We start from the raw sequence: 21,355 nt of genomic DNA, 5'->3' as shown, positions 1-21,355 counted from the left end.
GTCCCTAAGATCTTCGCTTTTTTCTCCTGTTTCCTCTACGAGCTTTCTATTTAATCCCGATTTTTTAATGCTTGAAAAAAATTGAAGAACCTCTGTTTCGGCAGAGAAGAATCCTTCAGTTACTGTCGTGGCGAGGAGGAAACAGGAGAAAACGCTCAGATTCTAGGGCCACCCCCTGTGGGATTGACTGCCCAGCTCCATGAAAAAAAGCGAAACCCGCGTCCAAAGTCGTCCTTTCAGGAGGCAACTCAGAGGTGGACGCTAAAAGCTTGTTTCTCTTTTTTTCATTGCGCCTCGGTCGGTGTCCCTAAGATCTTCGCTTTTTTCTCCTGTTTCCTCTACGAGCTTTCTGTGTTTCCCACGCGTTTTAAAGCTTTAAAAGAATGAAGAAATATCATCAGTTACGTCAGAGAAGAATATTTCCAGACGTAGCGACTTGTGGAGTCCTACCAAGCGGAGAAGGGATTTGCGGGCAAAAGAAACGCAACCGTGCCCGTACGACGAAGCGGCTACCACTTTTGCGTTTCCCCGCAAATCCCTTCGGAGCGGACAGTCTAGCCCACAGCAGGACGGAGCCTGGAGCCTAGACTGGAAATATTCTTCTCTTCACCGCGGTCACATAACAGAAACCTCAGCGAAAAAAGAAGAACCTCGCACATTATGCAGGCTCTCCTCGTCAACTTTTTACACATTAATCTCCAAAAACCATTCGTGAATCGCATCTTGCAGCTTCTGCATGGCCGTCGCATTCGTTGCTTCACAATAAATGCGCACCAAAGGTTCCGTGCCAGATGGACGGATTAAGACCCAATGTCCTTCTTCGAGCAATAGCTTGACCCCATCCACTCGTTGAATCTCCAAAACCTGATAAGGACCAATGAGCGCAGGTGGCTTTGTGATCATTTGCTGGACCCATTGATCTTTTTCCGGCAATTTCATATCAAGCCGCGTGTGGAACAGCTCGCCGAATTGCTCGTATACGTCTCGCAGTATTTGATCGATTCCTTTGTTTTCATACGCGCACATCTCGGCGAGCAGCAAATTGATGAGTACGCCGTCCTTTTCCGGGATGTGACCGAGAATACTCGCCCCGCCACTTTCTTCTCCACCAATGAGCACGTCGCCTTTGCGCATTTCCTCACCGATGTACTTGAAACCGACCGGCGTCTCTACCAGCTCCAGACCATAATGCGCAGCCATCCGATCCAGTAGATGCGTGGTTGCCACTGTCCTGACAATCCGTCCGGTCAAGCCTCGATTTTTTCGCAAATGATAGGTGAGCAGGACCAGTGCTTCATTTGGCGTGATATATTGTCCGAAGCGGTCGACGACTCCGAATCGATCTGCATCCCCATCATTGGCAAGACCAAGAGATGCCTGGCGTTCTACGACTTCTTTTTTTAATAACTGCAAATGCTTATCATTTGGCTCAGGTAAATCCCCTCCAAAAGCCGCATCCGGGACTTCTCTGATTCCGACGTTTTTCACCCCCGCCTCCGACAAAAAACCGCTCACATAACCCATACCCGCACCATGCATGGCATCGACAACAACGGACAAGGAAGAGTTATGCAAAACGTCCATGTTTATCATCCGTCTCAGATGCGCCTCGTAATGAGGACGCAGCACAATGACTTGCAGCAGCTTGCGGGCCTTTGCTTCCGCGAGGGAAATCGTACGCACTGAGTTGGTCTGGCAGGTTTCGGTGATCCACTCTTCCAATCTTTGCGTAATTGCAGGCGTTGCAGGTCCAGCGTACTCCGGAATGTATTTGATGCCGTTATATTCGGGTGGATTGTGGCTAGCCGTGATCATGATTGCCCCACTCGCTGCAAAATGCTTCACTCCAAAAGCTACGGCAGGTGTTGGCGCTGCTTCGTTCACCAAATAGGTACGAATGTCATTGGCGGTCAGGACAGCTGCAACTTCCTCCGCAAAGCGCCTCCCCAGAAACCGCGTGTCATGCCCGACCAAAACAGGCTGCTCCTGTTGTCCGATTTCTTTGGTATAGCTGGCGATGGCTTGTGCGACAATGCGGACATTCTCGACGGTAAAGCCATCTGCGATTATGTCACGCCAACCGTCCGTACCGAAACGGATCGTTGTCATCTCCTCTTCTCTCCCTTCGTTACCGCAACTCATTCACCTTCTCCAAATAACGCAAAACAGTGGCGACATAAGTAGCATGCGACCACGTCAGGGGTGCAACGGATACGGGAGCACCTGTATACGGATCGAGCTGTTCGGATAGCACGCCGCTTTGTAGGGCGTACCGTACGACCCAGGCCAGTCTGTTCTTTGGCTCTTGGAGTTCATCGAGTGATTTTGCCTTGGCAATTTCCCAATCAGCCACCCATAAGGTGCAAATGATCCATGGATTTCCCGGGACCTTCACCGTGTCGTGTGATTTTTTGAAATAGTAATCCCCTTGATAGCGAGCGATTCCACCGATCACCGTGTCTACCTGCAAACTCTTTTTGACAGCTTCCATCGTCCGCGCAACTCTCGGATCGTCTACGGAAAACACATCAAGCGCAAACAAGGCGAACAAGCTGCTCTCCACCGTGAAATCTTTTTCGACACTCCCATCTGCTCTTACATAAATCCCACGTAGAAAACGCCCGATTTCAGGGTCGTACAGATGTTTTTCCATTGCCCCACGAATGCGCTCTGCCCCTTCTGCGTAGCGTTTGTAGCGTCGTTCATCCCCAAATAGCTGGGCGAAACGAGCCGCAGCCATCAAGCCTGCGAAAACCGTAGCACTGGTAAACGTAAAAATGCCCCGTCGCTCTTCCCATAAGTCGTAGCTTGGTTTTGGGAGTTGCAGCTCTGGATGGACATACTCCAGCAAAAAGCGAGCCGCCGGACGAACCAGCGTGGGATAGAGCGCTTGGCAATCTTCAATTTGCTTGCCGCTCTTGTATTGCTCCCAGAGCGCGTACAGCACGAGTGCCGTCTCATCCTCCTGAATCGGAAGCTGAACCTCTCCGTCAACAATATACGGATGCCAACTGGAGCCAACAGAGCCGTCTGGATTGTACTTGTGCAGCAAATACCCGTCCTTGTTCAAAGCGTCCGCGCAAAATCGAAAAAATGGTGCGACCACTCCCGTGTAGCCTGCTTTCGCCATCGCACTCGCAATCAACGCCCCGTCCCTTGGCCACATGTAACTGTAATGATCGCGATTGAATTGTAGAATATCCGAGTCATTCGCTGCGAGAATCGCTCCGTTCTGATCGATTTGCGTACGCACGAGAAGCAGGCTGGTCTTGTACAGATTGACAACCTCTGCCGGAAGATCAGCAAAGTCCCGCTCTTCCTTATTGACCCAACGCCGCCAATACACTGCGACCCGACTGAGCAAACGTTCCGGATCACTTTCGTGTACATATTGGTTCAATCCTTTGACATCCTCATATGATTCACCAATGCACATCCAGTAAAAGAGCGTTTTCTCTTCTTGAGGTTGAAGGATGAGCGAAAAAGAAATCGTACTATCTACGGAGCCTTGTGCAATCGGATTGCCGGACAAAAGACCATCCTCCGCGTCTCTCCAAGTCCCCTCCGCATAGTTGAACCGCTTGATCCCGACGCTATATTGATTGATCCCACCCGTATCCGTTCTTCCATTCGCCATGATGTATACATTGCGCTTGTAGTGATAAATCGTACGCAGAACGGGATCAAAAACAGCGGTATCCCCGACCTCTGTCTCATTCAAGCTGAAATCGTGATGAAAAAACAGCCTGACCTCCCGGATCTCGCTCGTCAAATTCCGAACGCACACCTTTTTCAAATAAATCGGGTCACGCTGATGCACCCCATCTGCGATTTGCAAGGAGATGCCCAGATGTTCATGATGCGCATGAACATCTGTCACCAAAGACTCCTGTCCGTATCCGAGCCTCCGCGTCCACCCATCTTCATCCAGCCAGGAAAAGCGACCTTGCACCCAAATCCCCAGCTTGCTAAAGTGTCCCCCAACATGATTCAGCTGACCAACATACGGAAAATACAGATCCCGCATGTGCAGCTTGTCATCAAAATTAATCAGCAGTTTTCCGTTCCCGACGACGAGCGGTCTCGGCATGCCTTCACGTCCTTTTCGTTATAGGCTGTCGATCTCTCTCTTTTCGTGAAACTGATACTCGGCAATTCGTCTCGCGTAGGAAGAAGCAAGTGTAGCCGCGGTCTCTGCGGTAGCCCCTTGCGAAATTACCTTTACGTGCGAGTCCTCTGAATCGGGTAAAATCAGTACCCAGCCATTCGAATCGTATACCTTGATTCCATCGACGAGCTCGAGCAGCTTGCCTTTATTTTCTTCCATCACTCTGCGCATGACCTTCCCTTTTACTGCCCATGGGCAAAAAACAGTCTTTTTCTCCATATGGCACGCTGGCAACAATTCCAGCAAAACGCTGAGCGGCTTTTCCTCAGAAGCCAGATAAGAAAGAATTCTCATGAGGCTGTACACGGCGTCAAACATCGGATGAAAGCGCTGTTCGCTCGATACCTCCATCATGGATCGCGGCGAAACCTTGGTGCGTACAACCTCCATTTGCAACAACTGGGCCATATGCTCCAATTCAATCGGTGCACTCACAGGAAGGCCGATACGCCGATGTTGACCACTGCACGAAAGTAGCTGCAGCGCCGTGATCTGTTCGTTTGCGAGCTTCTCTCCATACTCGGTAAACAAGACAAATTGCTCGCCATTTTTATCAAGACGAACGCCTAAATCCGCTCCCTTTTTACGAATACCTTCTTGTATGGAGCTGTAATCGGCAGTAACTCCCAGTGCATGCAAAAGAGGCGCAAGAAAAGTCGGGAAAAAACGCTGTTCACAATCGATCAGCAGGTGAAAGCGTTGACGCTGGATGGACGATACATTCAACTGTTGGACCAAAGCATGAAGATATGCTTCTTGTACGTGATGCTCGACTTGCAGCGCTCCCAACCGATTCAGGTTGCGAACATAAGTCTCTTGCCAGTAGGCATTCTCAATTTTCCGCTCCATATCACGAGAAATCGGCAAGCCCGCATGATCGATGAATTGGATGACAATCCCTTTATCATCCACTGGCTCTGCCATATAAATATGTATGCCGCCTTTGCAAGCCAAAGAGCGCACGCCGTACCGGATCAAGGGTGAATTCCCAATTCCGAGATCGACCGTATCAATTCCGGAAGAGCACAAGCTCGTCATGATGCTATGCTTCAATAACTGAGCAAAAGGGTGTGCGCATGCCGAGAGCGCAATTTTGTCCCCCGCTTGTAGTAAATACGCATAGGCGGCAGCAAGTCTTGTAACAAATTCGGGCGTGATGTCTACATTGCCAATGCCCTTGATTCCGTACGTCCCAAACAAATTTTTGGTTTGCTTGGCACCGTAGATAAGCGAGGTGGTGACAGTCGCATTTTCCCCGACTTCCTTATCCGGCCAAATTTTGATCCCTGCCTTTACCACTGACTTCGCCCCAATGAGGCACTGGTCTCCAATGACCGCCCCCTCCCCGAGTTGTACGCAATCTGCAATTCGGGTGTTGCGGCAGAGAGTCGTTCCTGTGATCTCTGCTTTTTTCCCAATGACACTGTTTTCCCAAATGATCGTCCTGGACAGCTTCGTACCGGAAGAAATTACCGTATTTTTCCCCAGAATGGAATAAGCACCAACGGCAACTCCAGCCTGCAGGTGTACATTTTCACCGATATAAACAGGGCCTTCCAAACGGACCGATGAATCGATGCGAACATCATTTTCCAAGAAAATACGCGGTGCGATTTCCTGTGCTTTTATTTCGAGATGTACGCGTCCATCCAGCAAATCAAACTGGGCTTGCTGGTATACCTCCAAAGAGCCAATATCAGACCAATAGCCGCTTGCCTCATAGCCATATAGAGGCTTTGCTGCTTGTAAAAACGACGGAAAAATTTCCTTGCTGAAATCCACTTCCCGCTCCTCTTCTATATAAGACAAGATCTCTGGCTCGCAGACGTATATCCCGGTATTTACCGTATCGCTAAAAACTTCCGCCCAGCTCGGCTTTTCTAAAAAACGGGTAATGCGCCCGCCCTCGTCTGTCATGACAACACCAAATTCCAACGGTGTTTCAACCCGCGTCAAAATCAACGTAGCCAGTGCATTATTTTGCTCATGAAAACGTATGGCTGCCGACAAATCGATGTCTGTCAACGTATCTCCACTGATCACGACAAAACGCTCATCGAGAAAATCCGCGCAGTTTTTCACGCTGCCTGCCGTGCCCAAAGGAATGGCTTCTTCAAAATAGACAAGCGAAACACCGTAGCGAGATCCATCACCAAACGTATCGCGGATGACGTCAGGCAGATACTGGAGTGTCACTGCTATCTCTGTAATCCCATGCTTTTTCAATAGATCAATCGTGTACTCCATGCAAGGCCGGTTTAATAGTGGCACCATTGGTTTTGGCGTGTGGCATGTTAACGGACGTAGTCGTGTACCTTTTCCCCCAGCCATGATTACTGCCTTCATCTTCTTTTCTTCCTCCTTCATCGTTGCAATCTAGGTTGTCATGCCGATTTCCGCAGGTACGCCAAGTGAACGGTATAGATCGATAGTTTGACTAGCCAGAAGTGTCCAGTTATAAAATTGTTTAACATCTTGCATGGCCGTTTGGGCCAGTTGATGCCGCTGATCAGGGTCGCGCAGTAGCCAGCGGAGTTGATTCGTCAAGGATTCAGGGTCGCCTGTGTACATCATGGCGCCGTTTTCGCCGTGACGAACGATCTCTCGCAGCCCTCCCGTATCCGCAACCAGAACAGGAGTCCCTAGAGCCATCGCTTCCAGCGCAACAATTCCAAAAGGCTCATACAAGCTCGGGAATACTGCCACATCAGCCAGGGCGAACAGCTCATCTCGCCTTCCATCGTCTACAAAGCCCAAGAAGCGGACCTGTTCAGAAAGTCCCATCTGATGAACCAATAGCTTCCACTCGTCTTGCATCGGTCCTCTGCCAGCTATGAGCAACCTCGCATGCGGAAACTCAGCGCGTAGCCTTGCCATAGCTTCTAACAAGAGGTGCACACCTTTTTCCTGAACCAAGCGCCCTACAAAAAAGAGAACAGGACCATCCCCTATCGCCAGCTCCTGTCGAAGCTGTTCACGATTTACCTCCGAGAGGGGGATGAGATCGACACCGTTGTGAATGACACGTAGTTGTGATGAGGGTGTTCCGAACAGGCGCATGACTTCCGACTTCATATATTTGCTGCAAACGATCAGTGCGTCAGAGCTTTGTGTTAGCGTACGTTCACACTCATGGATCCTTTGCTGCAACGGTGTATGAATGCCTTGATGCCGACCATGTTCCAAAGCATGAATCGTGCTGACGAGCGGAAGAGAGTACCTCTGTTTCAGTTCGATTGCAGCCCAGCTGACTAGCCAATCGTGAGCGTGGATGACATCTGGTCGCACCCCGAGTGACCAGAGCTGATAGGCAGCATCGACCATCGCTAAATTCAGTTGAAACACCCATGCCAGAAAGTCAGCTTGTTCAGAAGGAAGGTACGTAGGCAAACGGTGTACGTGAACCCCTTCCATCGTCTCCTCTCCGTAGCATGAATCTGTCGCACGTGTCAGCACATGCACCACGATTCCTTGCTGGGCAAGATGCCTGGCGAGATCGTAGACAGCCCGACCAAGCCCCCCTACCACATGAGGGGGAAATTCCCATGCAAGCATCAAAACAGTTTTTGTCGAAGACTGATCTTGCGCAGCCGCTACCAATTGACGCGATACGTTCACTCTATGCGTTTGTTTAGGCAAATAGAACGTGATATCCACGTCAGGAAAGATCGGAAAGTCAGCTTCTGCTTGCGTAATTGCCTCTTCATCCAGTCGATGCTCCCGATACATCGCCAAGAGAGCCCGCATGCGAACCAAATGGTCATGAACGCGTTGCACCGCATACTGAGTGACCGTTTGACCGTCTAAAATAAACGCCCAATCACTGCTTTGGGCCAGCATCAATTCGCGTGCGGCCTGCTTGAGGCACCGTAAGGCGAGCTGATCACCTTTTTTTTCATAAAACGTCGTAATCGCTCCAATCAATTCCCGCTCCGCTTGATGCAGATGCCTGTATATCCAGCCATTGTTCTCGTTCAGCCAGACTTCTCCGTAGCCATTTCTCCCCCACGTTGACATCGGCAAGTGACCGCGATCCTGCTCTGGATACTCCTCCAAATATTCAGATGGTGTCATTAATTTCACTTCTTTTGAATCGCACACCGTTTTGCGCATGAGAAAATCCAAAAACTGCGGACCCTCGAACCACCAATGCCCAAACAGCTCCGCATCATAAGTGGCGACGACCAATGGCTTGCGATCCATCCAGTGACTGGCTTCCTCCACTTGACGCTCTCGGTGATACAAGAAATGTCCCGCATGTGACGCTGCTTTTTCGCGCGCCCAGCTTGGCTCATACCAGTCTTTATCCCCTTCTTTTCCGGTGATCCGATAGTATTTCAAACCAGTATGCACGCGAATGCCTTCAGGATGGATGTACGGCTCGATGTAGCTCATCTCCCTGTCAAATCCGATATCCCGGTAGTATTCACGGTAGTCATAGTCCCCCGGATAACCATCGATCGAGCTCCATACCTGACGGGAGGCCACTTCATCACGGGCAAAGGCAGCCACTTCATGTGGTGTGAACAAGGGAGCCAGCAACCCTCTGCGAGGTAAAGGCGTCGCATGCTCTATCGTGTGACTGTCTACAAAGAAATACCGAAGCCCTGCCTCTTTCAGCAACCGATCCAGTCCAGGTGTATACCCGCACTCTGGCAGCCAAATTCCCTTCGGACGTCTTCCCAGAATCCGCTCATGCGTATCGATCCCTACCAGAAGCTGTGCCCGAATCGCCTCTTCTGTTTCTACATAGGGCAAAAAAGAGTGCGTGGCTGCGCAAGTGATGAGTTCGAGGCATCCACTGTCGGCGATATGCTTAAAGGCCTTGATCAGTTGAAAATCCCACTTGCGGCAGTAGGCAATGATCGTTCGAAAACGCTCCAGATACATTTTGGCGATACGGTTTTCTTGAGGTTGAGCTGCGGTTCGTTTGACTTCCTTCCCAGCCAATTCAACGGTCTTCGCTAGATGTGCGCGAAAACGAGTCACGATGAGATCATCATCCAGCATGGAAAGTAATGTCGGTGAAATAGCAAGGGTCATACGAAAAGCGATACCGTCTGCGAGGAGCTTGTCGAAAACCATGAGCAAAGGAAGATAGCATTCCAGCATGGCTTCATACACCCAGCGCTCTTCCAGGCGATCGTCCCGATCCCCGTGTCGGACATAAGGCAGATGGGCATGCAACACGAGGGAGAGATAACCTTTGTGCACAAATGACACCTCACTTATTTGATGTTTTGGTATACAGCGAGTAGGAGGAAAAGTTCTCAAACCAGGAAGGTGTAGCTGGGTCGCGGGCGGGCTCAACTAACGGTTCCCCCCAGCTAGCTTTTGAATGGCGTGGAGTAACTACCGTTTCCGAGCGTACGATCGGACAAAATCGATTGTGTTCATATAAACCAAAATCAACCATGTATGTACGTCCTGGCTCTACATCCTTCACGTACCAGGAATGAGCCTCTTCATGTACGAACACATCCCGGACGGAATGCGCATTTTTTCCATCAAATAAACGTTCAGTCACATCATACAGCCGTAATCCCTTCTGAATGTGACGATAATCGGCTTGCAGGTACGAAGCGACCATTCTCATGCGTGGCCAAGTGATTTCCCAATAGATGAATAACACAGTCGGTCCTTGTACCATGACTTTGACAAGATCCCGACCATAAAACGCAGGTAATTGCCATTCCAATTCCGTTCTAGCGGGAGGTGGTGCCTCTGGCTTCGCACGGTCTTTTTGCAGGCGATACTTCACTTGACCGATCGTTAAGCCGATCTCTTTGGCAATTTGTGCAATGGACATGGAGCGTGAACGCAGTTCGAGAATTTTTTCCAGCATCTTCTAGCACTCCCCTCCGCCAACTTCGACTATCTGTGCTTTCCCAATGTCAATCATAGCCAATGCTGCTAACAAAGACTGTCGAATGCTGAATGCACATCCCTTCTTCTTTTGTCGATCAACAATCATGTTTTCGTCACAGGCATACAAAAGTCGCTCTCCTTCCATTCTTACAAAGCTACTTCTCGAGACATTCTTTTCTTTTTACCAAATAGGAAGAAAGTTCTATATTCCATCACCTTTTGTTTTATTTGTAAGTATTTTCATGTTGGATACCGATACTATAAAATATTCACTTATACTTCCAAAATGAATGAAAAAGGAGTCAACAAAAGCGATGAATCGTTCATGGATTAGCATGGTAACAGCAGGATCAATTGCCATTTCAACGGTAGCGGCAGGCTTGCCACTAGCAGCTCAAGCCAAAAGCACGCAGCAAACCCTATCCCAAGAGCCCATTGATTCGCAGATTGGTCATACACCCGTTCAGGAAAACATGTCGAAAGCACAGTTAGGCCAAGCAGCCAAACAGGAGAAGTACAGCATCTCGCATCTGAAAACATTGGACAATTCAGAGCTTGTTGAATTGTTGAAGGAAATCAGTTGGACGCAGATCCCTGAGCTGTTTACTTACAACGACGACACCCAGGATTTTTATGAGGATCGGGAGCGGGTTCAGGCCATCATCGATGCGTTGCAAGAGAGTGGCAAGAACTTCACCAAGGATGACGAGCAGGGCATCCATACCTATGTAGAGGTTTTGCGTTCGGGGTATTACTTGGGGTACTACCATGATGAATTAAAGTATTTGATGGAACCAAAGTATAAGCAAAAGATTATTCCAGCACTCCAAGCCATTACTGCCAATCAAAATTTCGCCTTCGGGACAAAGACTCAAAATGAAATCATTAGTTCAACGGGAAAATTAATTAGCAACACGACTGTTGATTCAGAAACAATCGGTACTCTGTCAAAAGTTATGGAAGACTTTAACGACAATCGGGATAAATGGTCAGATGATCGCGTAGCAAGCGAGGCCTTTTACAGCGTCCTTCAAGGTATTGGCTATGTTCTGATTTGGGGAGTAGATGATTCAGGAAGAGACGAGCTGAAAGGTAACATCGACGCATTTCTCGACCCCATTTTTGACATGGCAGAAAATGGGGAGACTTCGGCTGATCACGTATGGTTGACGAACAATGCCCTGTATTACACAGGGAAATTAGGTAGCTACTATAGTGATCCAGACAAAGCTAATGACATATTGACGAAAGCGATGAAAACGTATAAAAAGATGAGCGAGCCGTACTTCACTGCGGCGCAACAAATCGCGGAAGCATATGGCGAGGATGCCAATGGCAAAAAAATCGACCTCGAAGAAATAGTAAAAGAAGGCAAAAAACATTATCTTCCGCAGCAATTCACCTTTGATGACGGAGCCGTTGTGTTCAAAACGGGAGATAAACTCACAGAAGAACAGGTTGAACGCTTGTATTGGGCATCCAAGGAAGTGAAGGCACAATTTCATCGTGTCATCGGTAATGACAAGGAGCTGGAGAGCGGCAATCCGGATGATGTACTGACCATTGTCATCTACAATACGCCTGATGAATATAAAATGAATCGCTTCTTGTACGGATACGACACCGATAATGGTGGTATCTACATCGAGGGTACTGGCACTTTCTTCACCTACGATCGGACAAAAGAACAAAGCATCTACAGTCTGGAGGAGCTGTTCCGTCATGAATTCGTCCACTATTTGCAAGGCAGATATGAAGTGCCGGGCATGTGGGGACAAGGAAAGATATATGAAAACAGTCGCTTGCCTTGGTATGAAGAAGGCGGAGCTGAGTTTTTCGCAGGTTCTACCCGAACAGAAGGAATCAAGCCTCGCCAGTCAGTTGTAGGCAATATTCGAAATGCAGCGCCTTATCTCGATTACACTGCGGCCGATATGATGCATGCCAAATACGGAACCCTGGCATTCTATGACTACTCCTTCGCGCTTCAGTACCATCTGTTCAAGAATGATTTTGCTCGTCTGGATAAAATCAATGATACGATCCGTTCCAATGATGTATCTGCTTATGATGACTTGATCGAAGAATTCAGCCGTGACCGCGCTCTTGAACGTGGCTATCAAGAAACAGTAGAAGATTTGATCGACCAGTATGAAGAATTGGATGTTCCTCTCGTTTCAGATGATTACCTGCAAAAAGTAGACGTGACCAGCAAAGAAGAGGTTTATCGTCAAATCGCCAAGGTTGCTTCTCTGACCGATGTGAAAACAGATGAAAAAGACTCTGGAGAGTTCCGTAGCTTCACGTTGCGTGGGGTTTATACGGGTGGAGCTTCCCAAGGGGAATATCAAGATTGGCAAGAAATGAACCGCCTCACAGATGGATTCCTCAAGGAGTTATCCGATCTTTCCTGGAATGGTTATGACACGGTTACGAGCTACTTCACCAATTATCGTACGACAAAAGATGGACGCTTTGCCTATGATGTCGTGTTCCACGGGAAGCTGGCTCAAGAAGATGGCTCCGAAACGGAACAGCCAAATCCAAATCCTGAAGAATCTTCCCTCTCATTAGGTAAGCCGATCACAGGTATCATTCATGCACAAAAACCGAGTCAGGAGTTCCGTCTCGATGTGAAATCAGCCCAACAGCTTCAAGTAGAGATGGAAACGAAGCAAGGAGATAGCGTGGCATGGCTTGTATTCCACGAGTCCGATAGAGAGAACTATATCTCCTACCCCACCAAGCGTGAAGGCAACAAGCTAATCGGATCATTCGATGCGAAACCAGGGACTTACTATGTGACTGCTTATACGTATCGTACAGGGCAAGAGGACCAACCGTTTCGCTTATTGGTTACGGGGGAAGATCACCCACAAGAGCAGCTCTATCAAGAAAACGAGAGCAATGATTCTACCGAACAAGCAAATGGTCCATTAAAAATTGGCACGACTATTTCAGGGGACATGAAAGGAAACGATTGGCAAGATATCTTTGCCTTCCAAGTAGATAAACCAGAAGAAATACGTATTTCTTTAAACCCTCAAGAGGGACAAGGTGTGACTTGGATGCTATTCCATGAAGGAAATCTGGAGCAGCCTGTAACGTACCCGCAAGAGCGGGAGGGAAATCTGCAAAGTGCCCATTATCAAGTAAAGCCAGGCCGTTACTTCTTGTATGTGTACAAATATCAAAATGAAGATATTGTGTATACGGTAGAGACCAAGCAGCGTTAATCAGCAAAACAAAAACACCCCCAAACGAGCTATCAAATTCGTTTGGGGGTGTTCGTTTCTCTCTTGTTTTTACAGTTATCGACGCTTTGTAATTCGCCCAGAACCCCCAACCTTCGTTCGTGGGGGCGATTTACTTTTCGGCGGGGAAAAGCTCGAACGTTTGGATGAGAAAGAGTCACTTGAATTCGACGATTGACTGCTGGAAGAACGAATAATTTTGCCTGAACTACCGCTAGAAGACGAATCCGCCTTCTTCTTGAAAATGTTGCCGTCAGAACCTACCGTACCATCCGCGTTCTTCGCATTACCCCGTTTGAAAATACTTCCCGTACCCTCTTTGGTAATCGGCGGCGCTACTTTTTTGTCCTCGATTGTAGGCACGTGATACGTACCGGAAGGCTTGTATATGTCCTTGCTAGAGTAGCCACGATAGCTGCCCTTTGTACTTTTCTTAAGTCCGTCGAACAAATCATCCAGTACGCTGGCTACAATATATCCCTGCAAAAACGAAGAATCGTAGTTTTGCCGGACGTACTCTTTGCTGTCGACCTCGATCAATGTATCTGTCGGCTTGGCAGCGTCTTGCTGCAAATGGTAGATCTCATCCGGATAAATGAGGAACATATGCTGCGGATCTTCTTTGGAGATTTCATCTGGCGTATTCTGTTCCGCCAGCTCCGAGGCTACTTCCGGTACAGTCTTGTCTTCCGCACGGTAGATGCGTGACGACTGTCCATTGTCCTTGGTGGAGACAGATTCAAGCGGATATGTCTCGCCAACCCCTGGGCTGCCACAACCCGCTAGCGTAAGGAGGAACAACGCCGGAATCAGTAGGAGCTTGATTGATTTCATCCATGGATTTGGCATGTACTTGTCCCTCCTCTCTATGTGCCGCGCAATACCTGCACGTCCGCTGGTAGAACACTTTCTCCCTCATAGAGCATGAAACGGCCATCCTGCCACTCGATCCGCAGCAATTGGCGTTGATCCGATTGGAATTGCCAAATGTACTGCTCCCCTGACGTGTGAAACGGCGCTTTTCCCACAGTCTGGATGGCGCCATTATATTGCTCCTCCAAATGGTAGGTGACCTCATCCATCTCAATCGTGGTCGGTACCTCGTCTATTGAATCCAGTCGTCCATCAATGACGCTATACAGATGATAGACGATCTTCTCCCGTTCCTCGATATACAGGTAGCGAATGGTCGTTCCATCCTGCAAGGTAAGCATCGTGGCTTTGCGACTCGCATTGCTCGCCTTCCCGATTACTTGATACGTAACGAGCGATACATCGACCACATCACCTGGTCCCACCGTCAGGATGCTCTTCTCCGGTGCAGGAGGCTCATGCTTGGCAAAAATGTTTTGGATTCGCTTCATCAAACTCATGCTGTACTCCCTTCCCTTTCACGTCTTACAGACATGCAGCCAAAATCAAGGCACCCACAAGATGGAATGAACCAGCCATCATGGCATGTGCCACCTTTCCTTCCTGCGTCCCTTTTTCCAGATCCAGTCCGGCTACTTGCTTTAACAGCCATTCCACGATTCTTTCCAAAAGGAATAAAATAATAAAGGAGACCACAGAAAAGAGCAGAGCTGTCCACAAAGAGTTGGAGGTAATGATAGATTGCGATAAGATGTATCCTTGCGCAAACAGCTTCATAACAAAACGCGTCGTGACCGCGATGTTTCCATTTTTAATTTCCGTGATGTCCTTGTATTTCGTAAACAACGAATCGATCCACATTAAAACAAAAAGCAAAATGCCGCCGGCTCCTGTCCAAACCAGCATCCCTAGTATTTCTGTCCACGTCAAAGCGAATCACTCCACTTTCATCAAAGTGTATAAGGTCTGAAAAAAAGGGAAACCGCTTGAAGCGGTTTACCCCTCATATTTTTTCATCAGAGCAGCCAGTTCGTCCTCAACGGCTTGATCCTTATTCAGCTTCGCAATTTCATCATCTAAAGAGCTCTGCTTTTTGTAAATCTCGCCGCTGGCTTCTGCTTCTGCTTCCATTTGCAGTGCTTTTTCTTCCATGCGCTTCAAGCCAGACATAGCCGAGTTCGTATCGAAGCTACCCATCGCCTGATTAATCGTCTTTTGCGCTTTGGCTGCATTGACGCGGGCAACCAATGTCTCACGCTTGTTTTTCAGTTCAGTAATCTGTTTTTTCATCTCAGCCAGCTTCTCGCGCAATCCATCGGATGCCAGCTTGTTTTTCTCGTAGCTGTCCTTGTATTCGTTCATTTTTTGCTCGGCAGCTTTCTTTTCTTCCAGAGCCCGTCGAGCCAGATCAATGTTCTGTGCTTGTGCTGCAATGTGAGCTTGCTCATCGCGCTTTTTCACCAAGGCTTCCTGTTCTTCATACAGCACCTTGAATTTCTTTTCCAATGCAATTTGAGCGGCAACCGCTTTCTCTGCTTCACTCAAGTCTTCTTGCATATCACGCAAATACTGGTCTGTCATTTTGATTGGATCTTCAGCTTTCTCAATCAAAGCGTACAAATTGGACATGGTCAAATCACGTAGTCTTTTAAAAATGGACATGGATTATTCCTCCTTAAGTACGAGCTAGGTAGTTCGGCCTGAATTTGCCGTCCCCGTTATACATGTATTTACGATGGTTACGCAAGTAAGTTTCAACATTTTATTTTTTATTTGGCTCACCTTTGCTTTTCGTAGAGCACGACCTGTATTTCGTTTCAAAAACGCATCTACAATAATACCTATTCGAAAGTAAGTTCGCCCGATTCTACACTTTTCCAAAAAAGTTTTGCTTGAAATTGTGTTCCATCCTGATGCTCAAGCTTCATTCTACCCGTTTTGCCTTTTTCAATGTACCCGTCCGATAGAGCCCCTCTTCATGTCGACCTTAAATTTGTCCAATTGGAAGAGCTCGAATCCCGAGTCGAGAACCCACTGATTCTTTGGGAGAGTGGTTCTGGTATTGAAACAATACAAGTCCCTCTCTCCCTCAACCTCAATGGATTGAAGATCGCTTCTGGGTATGGGTGCATTACTGCGCCACAAAATTAGGGAGAGGCGAATTATTCGAATTAATCGATACACTAACTTTTATGCGCAATGCAGTATTAGGGCCGTTGGTACTCATTCGCAACGGTCATTCCCCTCGAGGGGTTCAAAAGCTCGAGAAATACGCTCTCAAGGAACTGGAGGAACTAAAAGGAACGATTCCCATCCACAGCTTTGAAAGTTGCTATCACGCGCTAAAAAATACGATCAAGATGTACCAACGACTTAGACAAGGTTCTGAAATTGTACCTAGGAAGGAAGCAGAACGCGTCTCAATCGCGTTTCTTGACGGTATATATTCAGGACAATCCCAATAGTAACACCCCCTCCCTAACCTAGTGAAGCTAATAGTAACTAGCCTTGGGAGGGGGTTATTTTTATGAAAATGACTGATCTCTGGTCGTTGTATGAGGCCGATAAACGGATTCTTGTTAAAGGATATTACTTTGCTATGATAGATGATTTCCCGGACTGGACATCACCAGATTCTGGGAGGCGATTCACTACTACCTTCCAATGCTTACCAAATGTTAAAATAAGGAAAATAGAAGGAGGCTAATTTGTCAGATTTTTATTGCGAAGAAGTACTACGTGGTCGTACATCTGTTACAAAAATAATGGAGACCAAAACGTGCTAGCCTACCACCACACTACTTAGTATACGTTTTACGCGGTTATCTTAACTCGAAAGTGACAATCATTGTTAAATCAATGGTTATCACTTTGTTTACATGTATTCAACGTTGTTTAATTATCTCTGTTCGAGGAAAATTTAGACTAATCCAGCTTTATAAACCAAAAACCAGTCAACAACACGAAAATAAAGTGTTAGATTGTTTTTTGGTTTATTGCACTATCGATCCCCGTTAGCGGAACAAAAAAGGTTTGAATCTCTTTGTCTGGCTGTTTTCGACCAGCTGTCCCGACGGTCCGATTCACATCGGCAAGTTAGCTAATCTCCGTACGTCGGCACCCACACCCCCCCTCCCGAGGCTGCCATCAGCGGACGCATGCTGCCATCTCCCAGCAAATTTTCGGCATCCGGTAGCGGTGCATGTCCGTTTCCGTCAACACGTTGATCGCCCATCCGTCAAATAACCGACGCATATCTGCTTCGTCAAAAAAACGTTTCCGCCGCCCCTCATGCTCGTAATAACGGGGTTCCAATTCGATGCCCTGGCCGGCACCGTAATGAACATCGCGCGTGGAATTCAAGCGGGCTAGCAGCAATCCGCCAGTGCCGACAACTCTCGCGATTTCGCTAACGATAGAAACAGTATCGTCCCAGTGAAAATAATGCAGGGACAAATCTGCGACAACCGCCCTCGCGCTACCATCCGGAAAAGGCAATCCTCCTGTCATATCGAATAGGTTTGTTTCAGCACCTGGCACATATTTGCGTATAATCGCCAAGGACTCAGAGGAGAAGTCGCAGGCGATGACCCGATAACCTCGTTCCGTTAAAAACAAAGAGTCGCTGCCATATCCACAGCCAAGATCAATGACCGGTCCATCTTGGGCCAATGCTAGCATCGGCTCGTATTTTTCCAGCCAAAAATCTACTTGCGGCTTGCCGAGATTCACATCGGCAAACACCTCGTTCCAATGTTCAGCTTCTGAACGTTTCGTCATGGTCAGAACCTCACTTTCTTCGGAGAAGAGCGTAATAATTAGATGCTTACTATCATTTTGACAAACCTAACTCAATGTACTATGAATACTATAAAATTGAATATAGATATCTAATATTTAATGAAATAAAAAGAATGGGCAGCTCTACATTGAAACTAGTTAAGTTAACCGCGTTTCGTCGGCGGTACCCCAATAGTAAGAAAGTATCTTAGGTGATCTCGAGGAGGAATACATGAATGATATATGTTGTAAGACATGGACAAACAGAATTAAATAAAGAAGGGAGATTATACCATGTCGGATGAGATCACAGTTCACCCCGTCGCCTGGCCACCTGCCCCGATCAAGACCGAGCGGCTCGTGCTCCGCCAGTCCGAGGCCCGGGACCGTGCGGCGCTGATCGACCTGTTCGCCTCACCAGAGGTGGGCACCTACGTCGGCGGCTCCCGACCGCGTGACGAGCTCGAGTGCGCGCTGCCCGAGGTGCCCGGGCAGCGCTTCGGCTTTTTCGTGGTCGAGCTCAACGGAACAACGATCGGCATGATCACGCTCGATCGGCGCGACCCGGAGCGTAAGGGTCACATCCTTCCAGAAGGCGGGGAGCCTGGGCTCGGCTACATGTTCCTGCCGCAGGCGTGGGGACGGGGGTACGCCACCGAGGCAAGCGCAGCGGTGCTCGCCTGGTTCGCCGACGCGCATCCCGGCGAGCCGGTGGTGCTCTCCACCCAGACCGCCAACGAGGCCTCGATGCGCGTCGCGGCGAAGCTGGGGTTCACTGAGGTAGAGCGGTTCGAGGACTACGGCGCCGAACAGTGGCTCGGCGTATGGTACCCGGGCACACCGTCATGCCCGACAGCGAGCCGCTCGTGCCAGTGAACAATGCCCTTTTCAAAGGAGATTAAACAACCTTAGCCCGGTCGACTACCGTACTAAGGTTGTTTGAACTGCCTATTTATTATCTGTCCACTTGACTGGGGTAACTTCATCTTTGGTTGCCGCTGTATTATATATTGTGGTCGGTCTAGAACATTACTTTCAATAAACAAATTGGTGATTTACGTGTCACAAAAAATTACTGTTCGAAACTAAGCTCGCCCGATTCTACACTTTTCAAAATAAGTTTTGCTTGAAATGGTGTCCCATCCTGACGCTCAAGCTTCATTTTACCCGTTTTGCCTTTTTCAATGAGGGCTTTAATCTGTGTATCCGTCAGCATACGCCCGTAATTCTCTTTCCATATGACGAATTTACAGCCCACGTTGTAATTCGAACATCCGTAACCTTTGCGTCCCATGAAAATGGAGCCTCCGCAACCCGGTCGTGGACATTTGGTGATGATACTTGAAGTTGTAGTAGCGGTCTTTGCTGCGGTTCGAGTTGAAGACTTTGTTGTGGCAGTCCTGCTACCTGATTTGCCTGTACTTCGCCCGCCAGCTCGTCCTCTTGTTTTCGATGATCCTTTCTGCGTGGTACTCTCACTTTCAAACAAGGTCTTCTCAGCACGAGATTGTACGCGAACCTTTTCTACGATCATCGTAGCGAATTTCTTCACATTCTCCATAAATTGCCCGTCGGCGGCGGTCCCTCGGGAGATCTCATTTAAGCGGCGCTCCCAATGCCCCGTCATTTCAGGAGAGGTTAAAAGTTCGATTCCTGCTCCCCTAATCAATTCGATAACGGTACGGCCTTTTAGCGTAAGTTGAACCTTTTTCCCCTGCATCTCAACGTATCCGACCTTTTTCAGCCGTTCGATGGTGGCGGCACGAGTTGCCGGGGTTCCCAGACCAGATTCCTTCATCGCATCACGCAGTTCCTCATCCTCAATTTGCTTTCCTGCGCTTTCCATGGCCTTTAGAAGCGTTCCTTCCGTAAAATGCTTGGGCGGCTGTGTTTCTTTCTCCTTTGCCATCGCATCCGTGCATACTACGCTGGCATCAGATTGAATGAGAAAAGGCTCGTTCACTTCAATCTCTTCTTTATCCTCTTCTTCTTTGGCCGTACCTTTTCCATTTTTGGGCTTTTCCTTCTGCTGGTCGGCATAAATAATTTTCCAACCGAGACTTTTCCGTTCTTTCACCGATGTTTTGAACAATTCATTTTCCACATCGGTTATAACCGTATGCATCTTATATTCCGCTGGCGGATAAAACTGCGACAGAAAGCGGCGAACGATCAAATCATATAACTTCTGCTCATCTGGCGTAAGCCCTGAAGCCTTACGATTGGTCGGCAGGATAGCATGGTGGTCGTCCACCTTTGCCGGATTACATATAAATTTATTGCCTTTATGAACCAAACTACGGTTTGCACCCTTTACCAGAGCGTCATATCCAGTTCCTTGTAAGGACGACAGGGTGTTGTGCATTTCGGGAATATTTTGCTCTGTCACATAGTTGGAATTCGTTCTCGGATAAGAAATGACCTTGTGTTTTTCATAGAGAACCTGTGCTACGTCCAAGGTTTTCTTGGCGGAAAAACCGTACTTGCCGTTGGCCTCACGTTGCAGCAATGTCAGGTCATACAGCTTGAATGGATACTCCTTGGTATCCTTTACTTCGTAGGAGGCGATCCGCCCTTGTTTTCCTTTCACTTTACGAGCCAACATTTCTGCTTTCGATGGATCAGTTAAGCGATCACCCTGCCAAAGACCCTTGTACGTCCTCTCCCCCTGCGAAAAATGCCCTTCGACTTGAAAAAACGTAACCGATGAGAAAGCCTCAATCTGCTTCTGTCGATCATAAATGAGCGCGAGGACAGGGGTCTGTACTCGTCCAACAGAGAGGAGCACGTTATGTTTGGTCGTAAATGCACGTGAGCCATTCATCCCGATTAGCCAATCCGCTTCACTACGAGCTTTTGCTGCCCTCGTTAAGTTTTCATAGGCTGCGGCATCCTTCATCTCTGCGAATCCTTTCCTGATCGTTTCAGGGGTCAAGTCCGAGATCCACAGTCTTTTAACGGGTTGCGTCAATTTTAGATGTCGCTGAATGAGGGAAAAGATGTGTTGGCCTTCCCTCCCGGCATCGCATGCATTAATCAGCAAATTGCTTCGTTTGGCCAACTGCCCGATTATTTTTAGCTGATCGATTGTTTTCCGATTGGGTACTAGCTTAAACGGCTCGGGAATGATAGGAAGATCATTGATGTTCCACTTTTTATATTTTTGGTCGTACGCCTCCGGTTCTGCCAGTTCAATTAAGTGCCCGATTGCCCACGTAATGATATATTTTTCACCTTCTAAATAGGTGCGGTTATTTTTCGCTTTAGGATCTATTGCGGCAGCAATATTTCGTCCCATGTCAGGTTTCTCCGCAATAATTAGTGTCTTCAAATGATAATCGCTCCTTCTAAAACTCTCTAAGCAACGCGTCGAGGATCGGTCTAACGTTCTGGATTCCTCTCTATTTTACTA

The 21,355-nt window shown here is 48.1% G+C and carries 15 protein-coding genes; 3 read left to right on the top strand and 12 right to left on the bottom strand.

What is annotated here, in order from left to right; translation table 11 throughout:
* Positions 1–684: 684 nt before the first annotated feature.
* Genes HPY31_RS08905 through HPY31_RS28625 form a run of 6 tightly spaced genes read right to left on the bottom strand, consistent with a single transcriptional unit; the run spans position 685 to position 10,181 of the window.
* A complete protein-coding gene (locus tag HPY31_RS08905; RefSeq protein WP_172140202.1) occupies positions 685–2,109 on the bottom strand; it encodes a phosphoglucomutase/phosphomannomutase family protein in 1,425 nt (474 codons plus the stop codon).
* A 19-nt stretch (positions 2,110–2,128) separates the two neighbouring features.
* Positions 2,129–4,090, bottom strand: coding sequence for a glycoside hydrolase family 15 protein (locus HPY31_RS08900; RefSeq protein WP_172140200.1), 1,962 nt, complete (start codon positions 4,088–4,090; stop codon positions 2,129–2,131).
* Between the two features lie 18 nt (positions 4,091–4,108).
* A complete protein-coding gene (locus tag HPY31_RS08895; RefSeq protein ID WP_172140198.1) occupies positions 4,109–6,514 on the bottom strand; it encodes a sugar phosphate nucleotidyltransferase in 2,406 nt (801 codons plus the stop codon).
* A 30-nt stretch (positions 6,515–6,544) separates the two neighbouring features.
* Positions 6,545–9,382: a 1,4-alpha-glucan branching protein domain-containing protein gene (locus tag HPY31_RS08890; protein WP_172140196.1), complete on the bottom strand. Its 2,838-nt coding sequence runs from the start codon at positions 9,380–9,382 to the stop codon at positions 6,545–6,547.
* A gap of 10 nt (positions 9,383–9,392) precedes the next feature.
* Positions 9,393–10,013, bottom strand: coding sequence for a DUF4912 domain-containing protein (locus tag HPY31_RS08885; RefSeq protein ID WP_172140194.1), 621 nt, complete (start codon positions 10,011–10,013; stop codon positions 9,393–9,395).
* A 3-nt stretch (positions 10,014–10,016) separates the two neighbouring features.
* The gene (locus HPY31_RS28625) at positions 10,017–10,181 is read right to left on the bottom strand and encodes a hypothetical protein (RefSeq protein WP_216675589.1); all 165 of its coding nucleotides are present in this window, start codon (positions 10,179–10,181) and stop codon (positions 10,017–10,019) included.
* A gap of 169 nt (positions 10,182–10,350) precedes the next feature.
* Between HPY31_RS28625 and HPY31_RS08880 the strand changes: the two genes are divergently transcribed.
* Positions 10,351–13,272 carry a collagenase gene (locus HPY31_RS08880; RefSeq protein ID WP_253901741.1) on the top strand — a complete coding sequence of 974 codons (2,922 nt, stop codon included), beginning with the start codon at positions 10,351–10,353 and terminating at the stop codon, positions 13,270–13,272.
* Positions 13,273–13,347: 75 nt separating this feature from the next.
* Here HPY31_RS08880 and HPY31_RS08875 read toward each other — a convergent pair whose 3' ends face one another.
* From HPY31_RS08875 to HPY31_RS08860, 4 genes are all read right to left on the bottom strand, one after another.
* Positions 13,348–14,139 carry a DUF4247 domain-containing protein gene (locus HPY31_RS08875; protein WP_172140190.1) on the bottom strand — a complete coding sequence of 264 codons (792 nt, stop codon included), beginning with the start codon at positions 14,137–14,139 and terminating at the stop codon, positions 13,348–13,350.
* A 17-nt stretch (positions 14,140–14,156) separates the two neighbouring features.
* Entirely contained in the window at positions 14,157–14,663 is a 507-nt protein-coding gene (locus HPY31_RS08870) for a DUF4178 domain-containing protein (RefSeq protein ID WP_172140188.1), read from the bottom strand.
* Between the two features lie 25 nt (positions 14,664–14,688).
* On the bottom strand, positions 14,689–15,093 hold the full coding sequence (locus HPY31_RS08865; protein ID WP_016740756.1) for a DUF350 domain-containing protein: 405 nt from the start codon (positions 15,091–15,093) through the stop codon (positions 14,689–14,691).
* Between the two features lie 66 nt (positions 15,094–15,159).
* The gene (locus HPY31_RS08860; protein WP_172140186.1) at positions 15,160–15,825 is read right to left on the bottom strand and encodes a PspA/IM30 family protein; all 666 of its coding nucleotides are present in this window, start codon (positions 15,823–15,825) and stop codon (positions 15,160–15,162) included.
* A gap of 865 nt (positions 15,826–16,690) precedes the next feature.
* Between HPY31_RS08860 and HPY31_RS08855 the strand changes: the two genes are divergently transcribed.
* Positions 16,691–16,870 carry a hypothetical protein gene (locus HPY31_RS08855; RefSeq protein WP_172140184.1) on the top strand — a complete coding sequence of 60 codons (180 nt, stop codon included), beginning with the start codon at positions 16,691–16,693 and terminating at the stop codon, positions 16,868–16,870.
* Between the two features lie 440 nt (positions 16,871–17,310).
* Here the strand turns inward: HPY31_RS08855 and HPY31_RS08850 are convergent, their stop codons facing one another.
* Positions 17,311–17,943: a class I SAM-dependent methyltransferase gene (locus tag HPY31_RS08850; RefSeq protein WP_172140182.1), complete on the bottom strand. Its 633-nt coding sequence runs from the start codon at positions 17,941–17,943 to the stop codon at positions 17,311–17,313.
* A 294-nt stretch (positions 17,944–18,237) separates the two neighbouring features.
* On the opposite strand from HPY31_RS08850, the gene HPY31_RS08845 reads away from it, so the two are divergent.
* On the top strand, positions 18,238–18,819 hold the full coding sequence (locus HPY31_RS08845; RefSeq protein ID WP_172140180.1) for a GNAT family N-acetyltransferase: 582 nt from the start codon (positions 18,238–18,240) through the stop codon (positions 18,817–18,819).
* Positions 18,820–19,015: 196 nt separating this feature from the next.
* On the opposite strand, the gene HPY31_RS08840 is transcribed toward HPY31_RS08845, so the two are convergent.
* Positions 19,016–21,274, bottom strand: coding sequence for a type IA DNA topoisomerase (locus tag HPY31_RS08840; protein WP_172140178.1), 2,259 nt, complete (start codon positions 21,272–21,274; stop codon positions 19,016–19,018).
* Positions 21,275–21,355: the final 81 nt, after the last annotated feature.

This window comes from Brevibacillus sp. HB1.3 (assembly GCF_013186635.1).
In the GTDB taxonomy this organism is placed as follows: Bacteria; Bacillota; Bacilli; order Brevibacillales; family Brevibacillaceae; genus Brevibacillus; species Brevibacillus brevis_D.
This window is presented reverse-complemented; position numbering and strand designations above follow the sequence as displayed.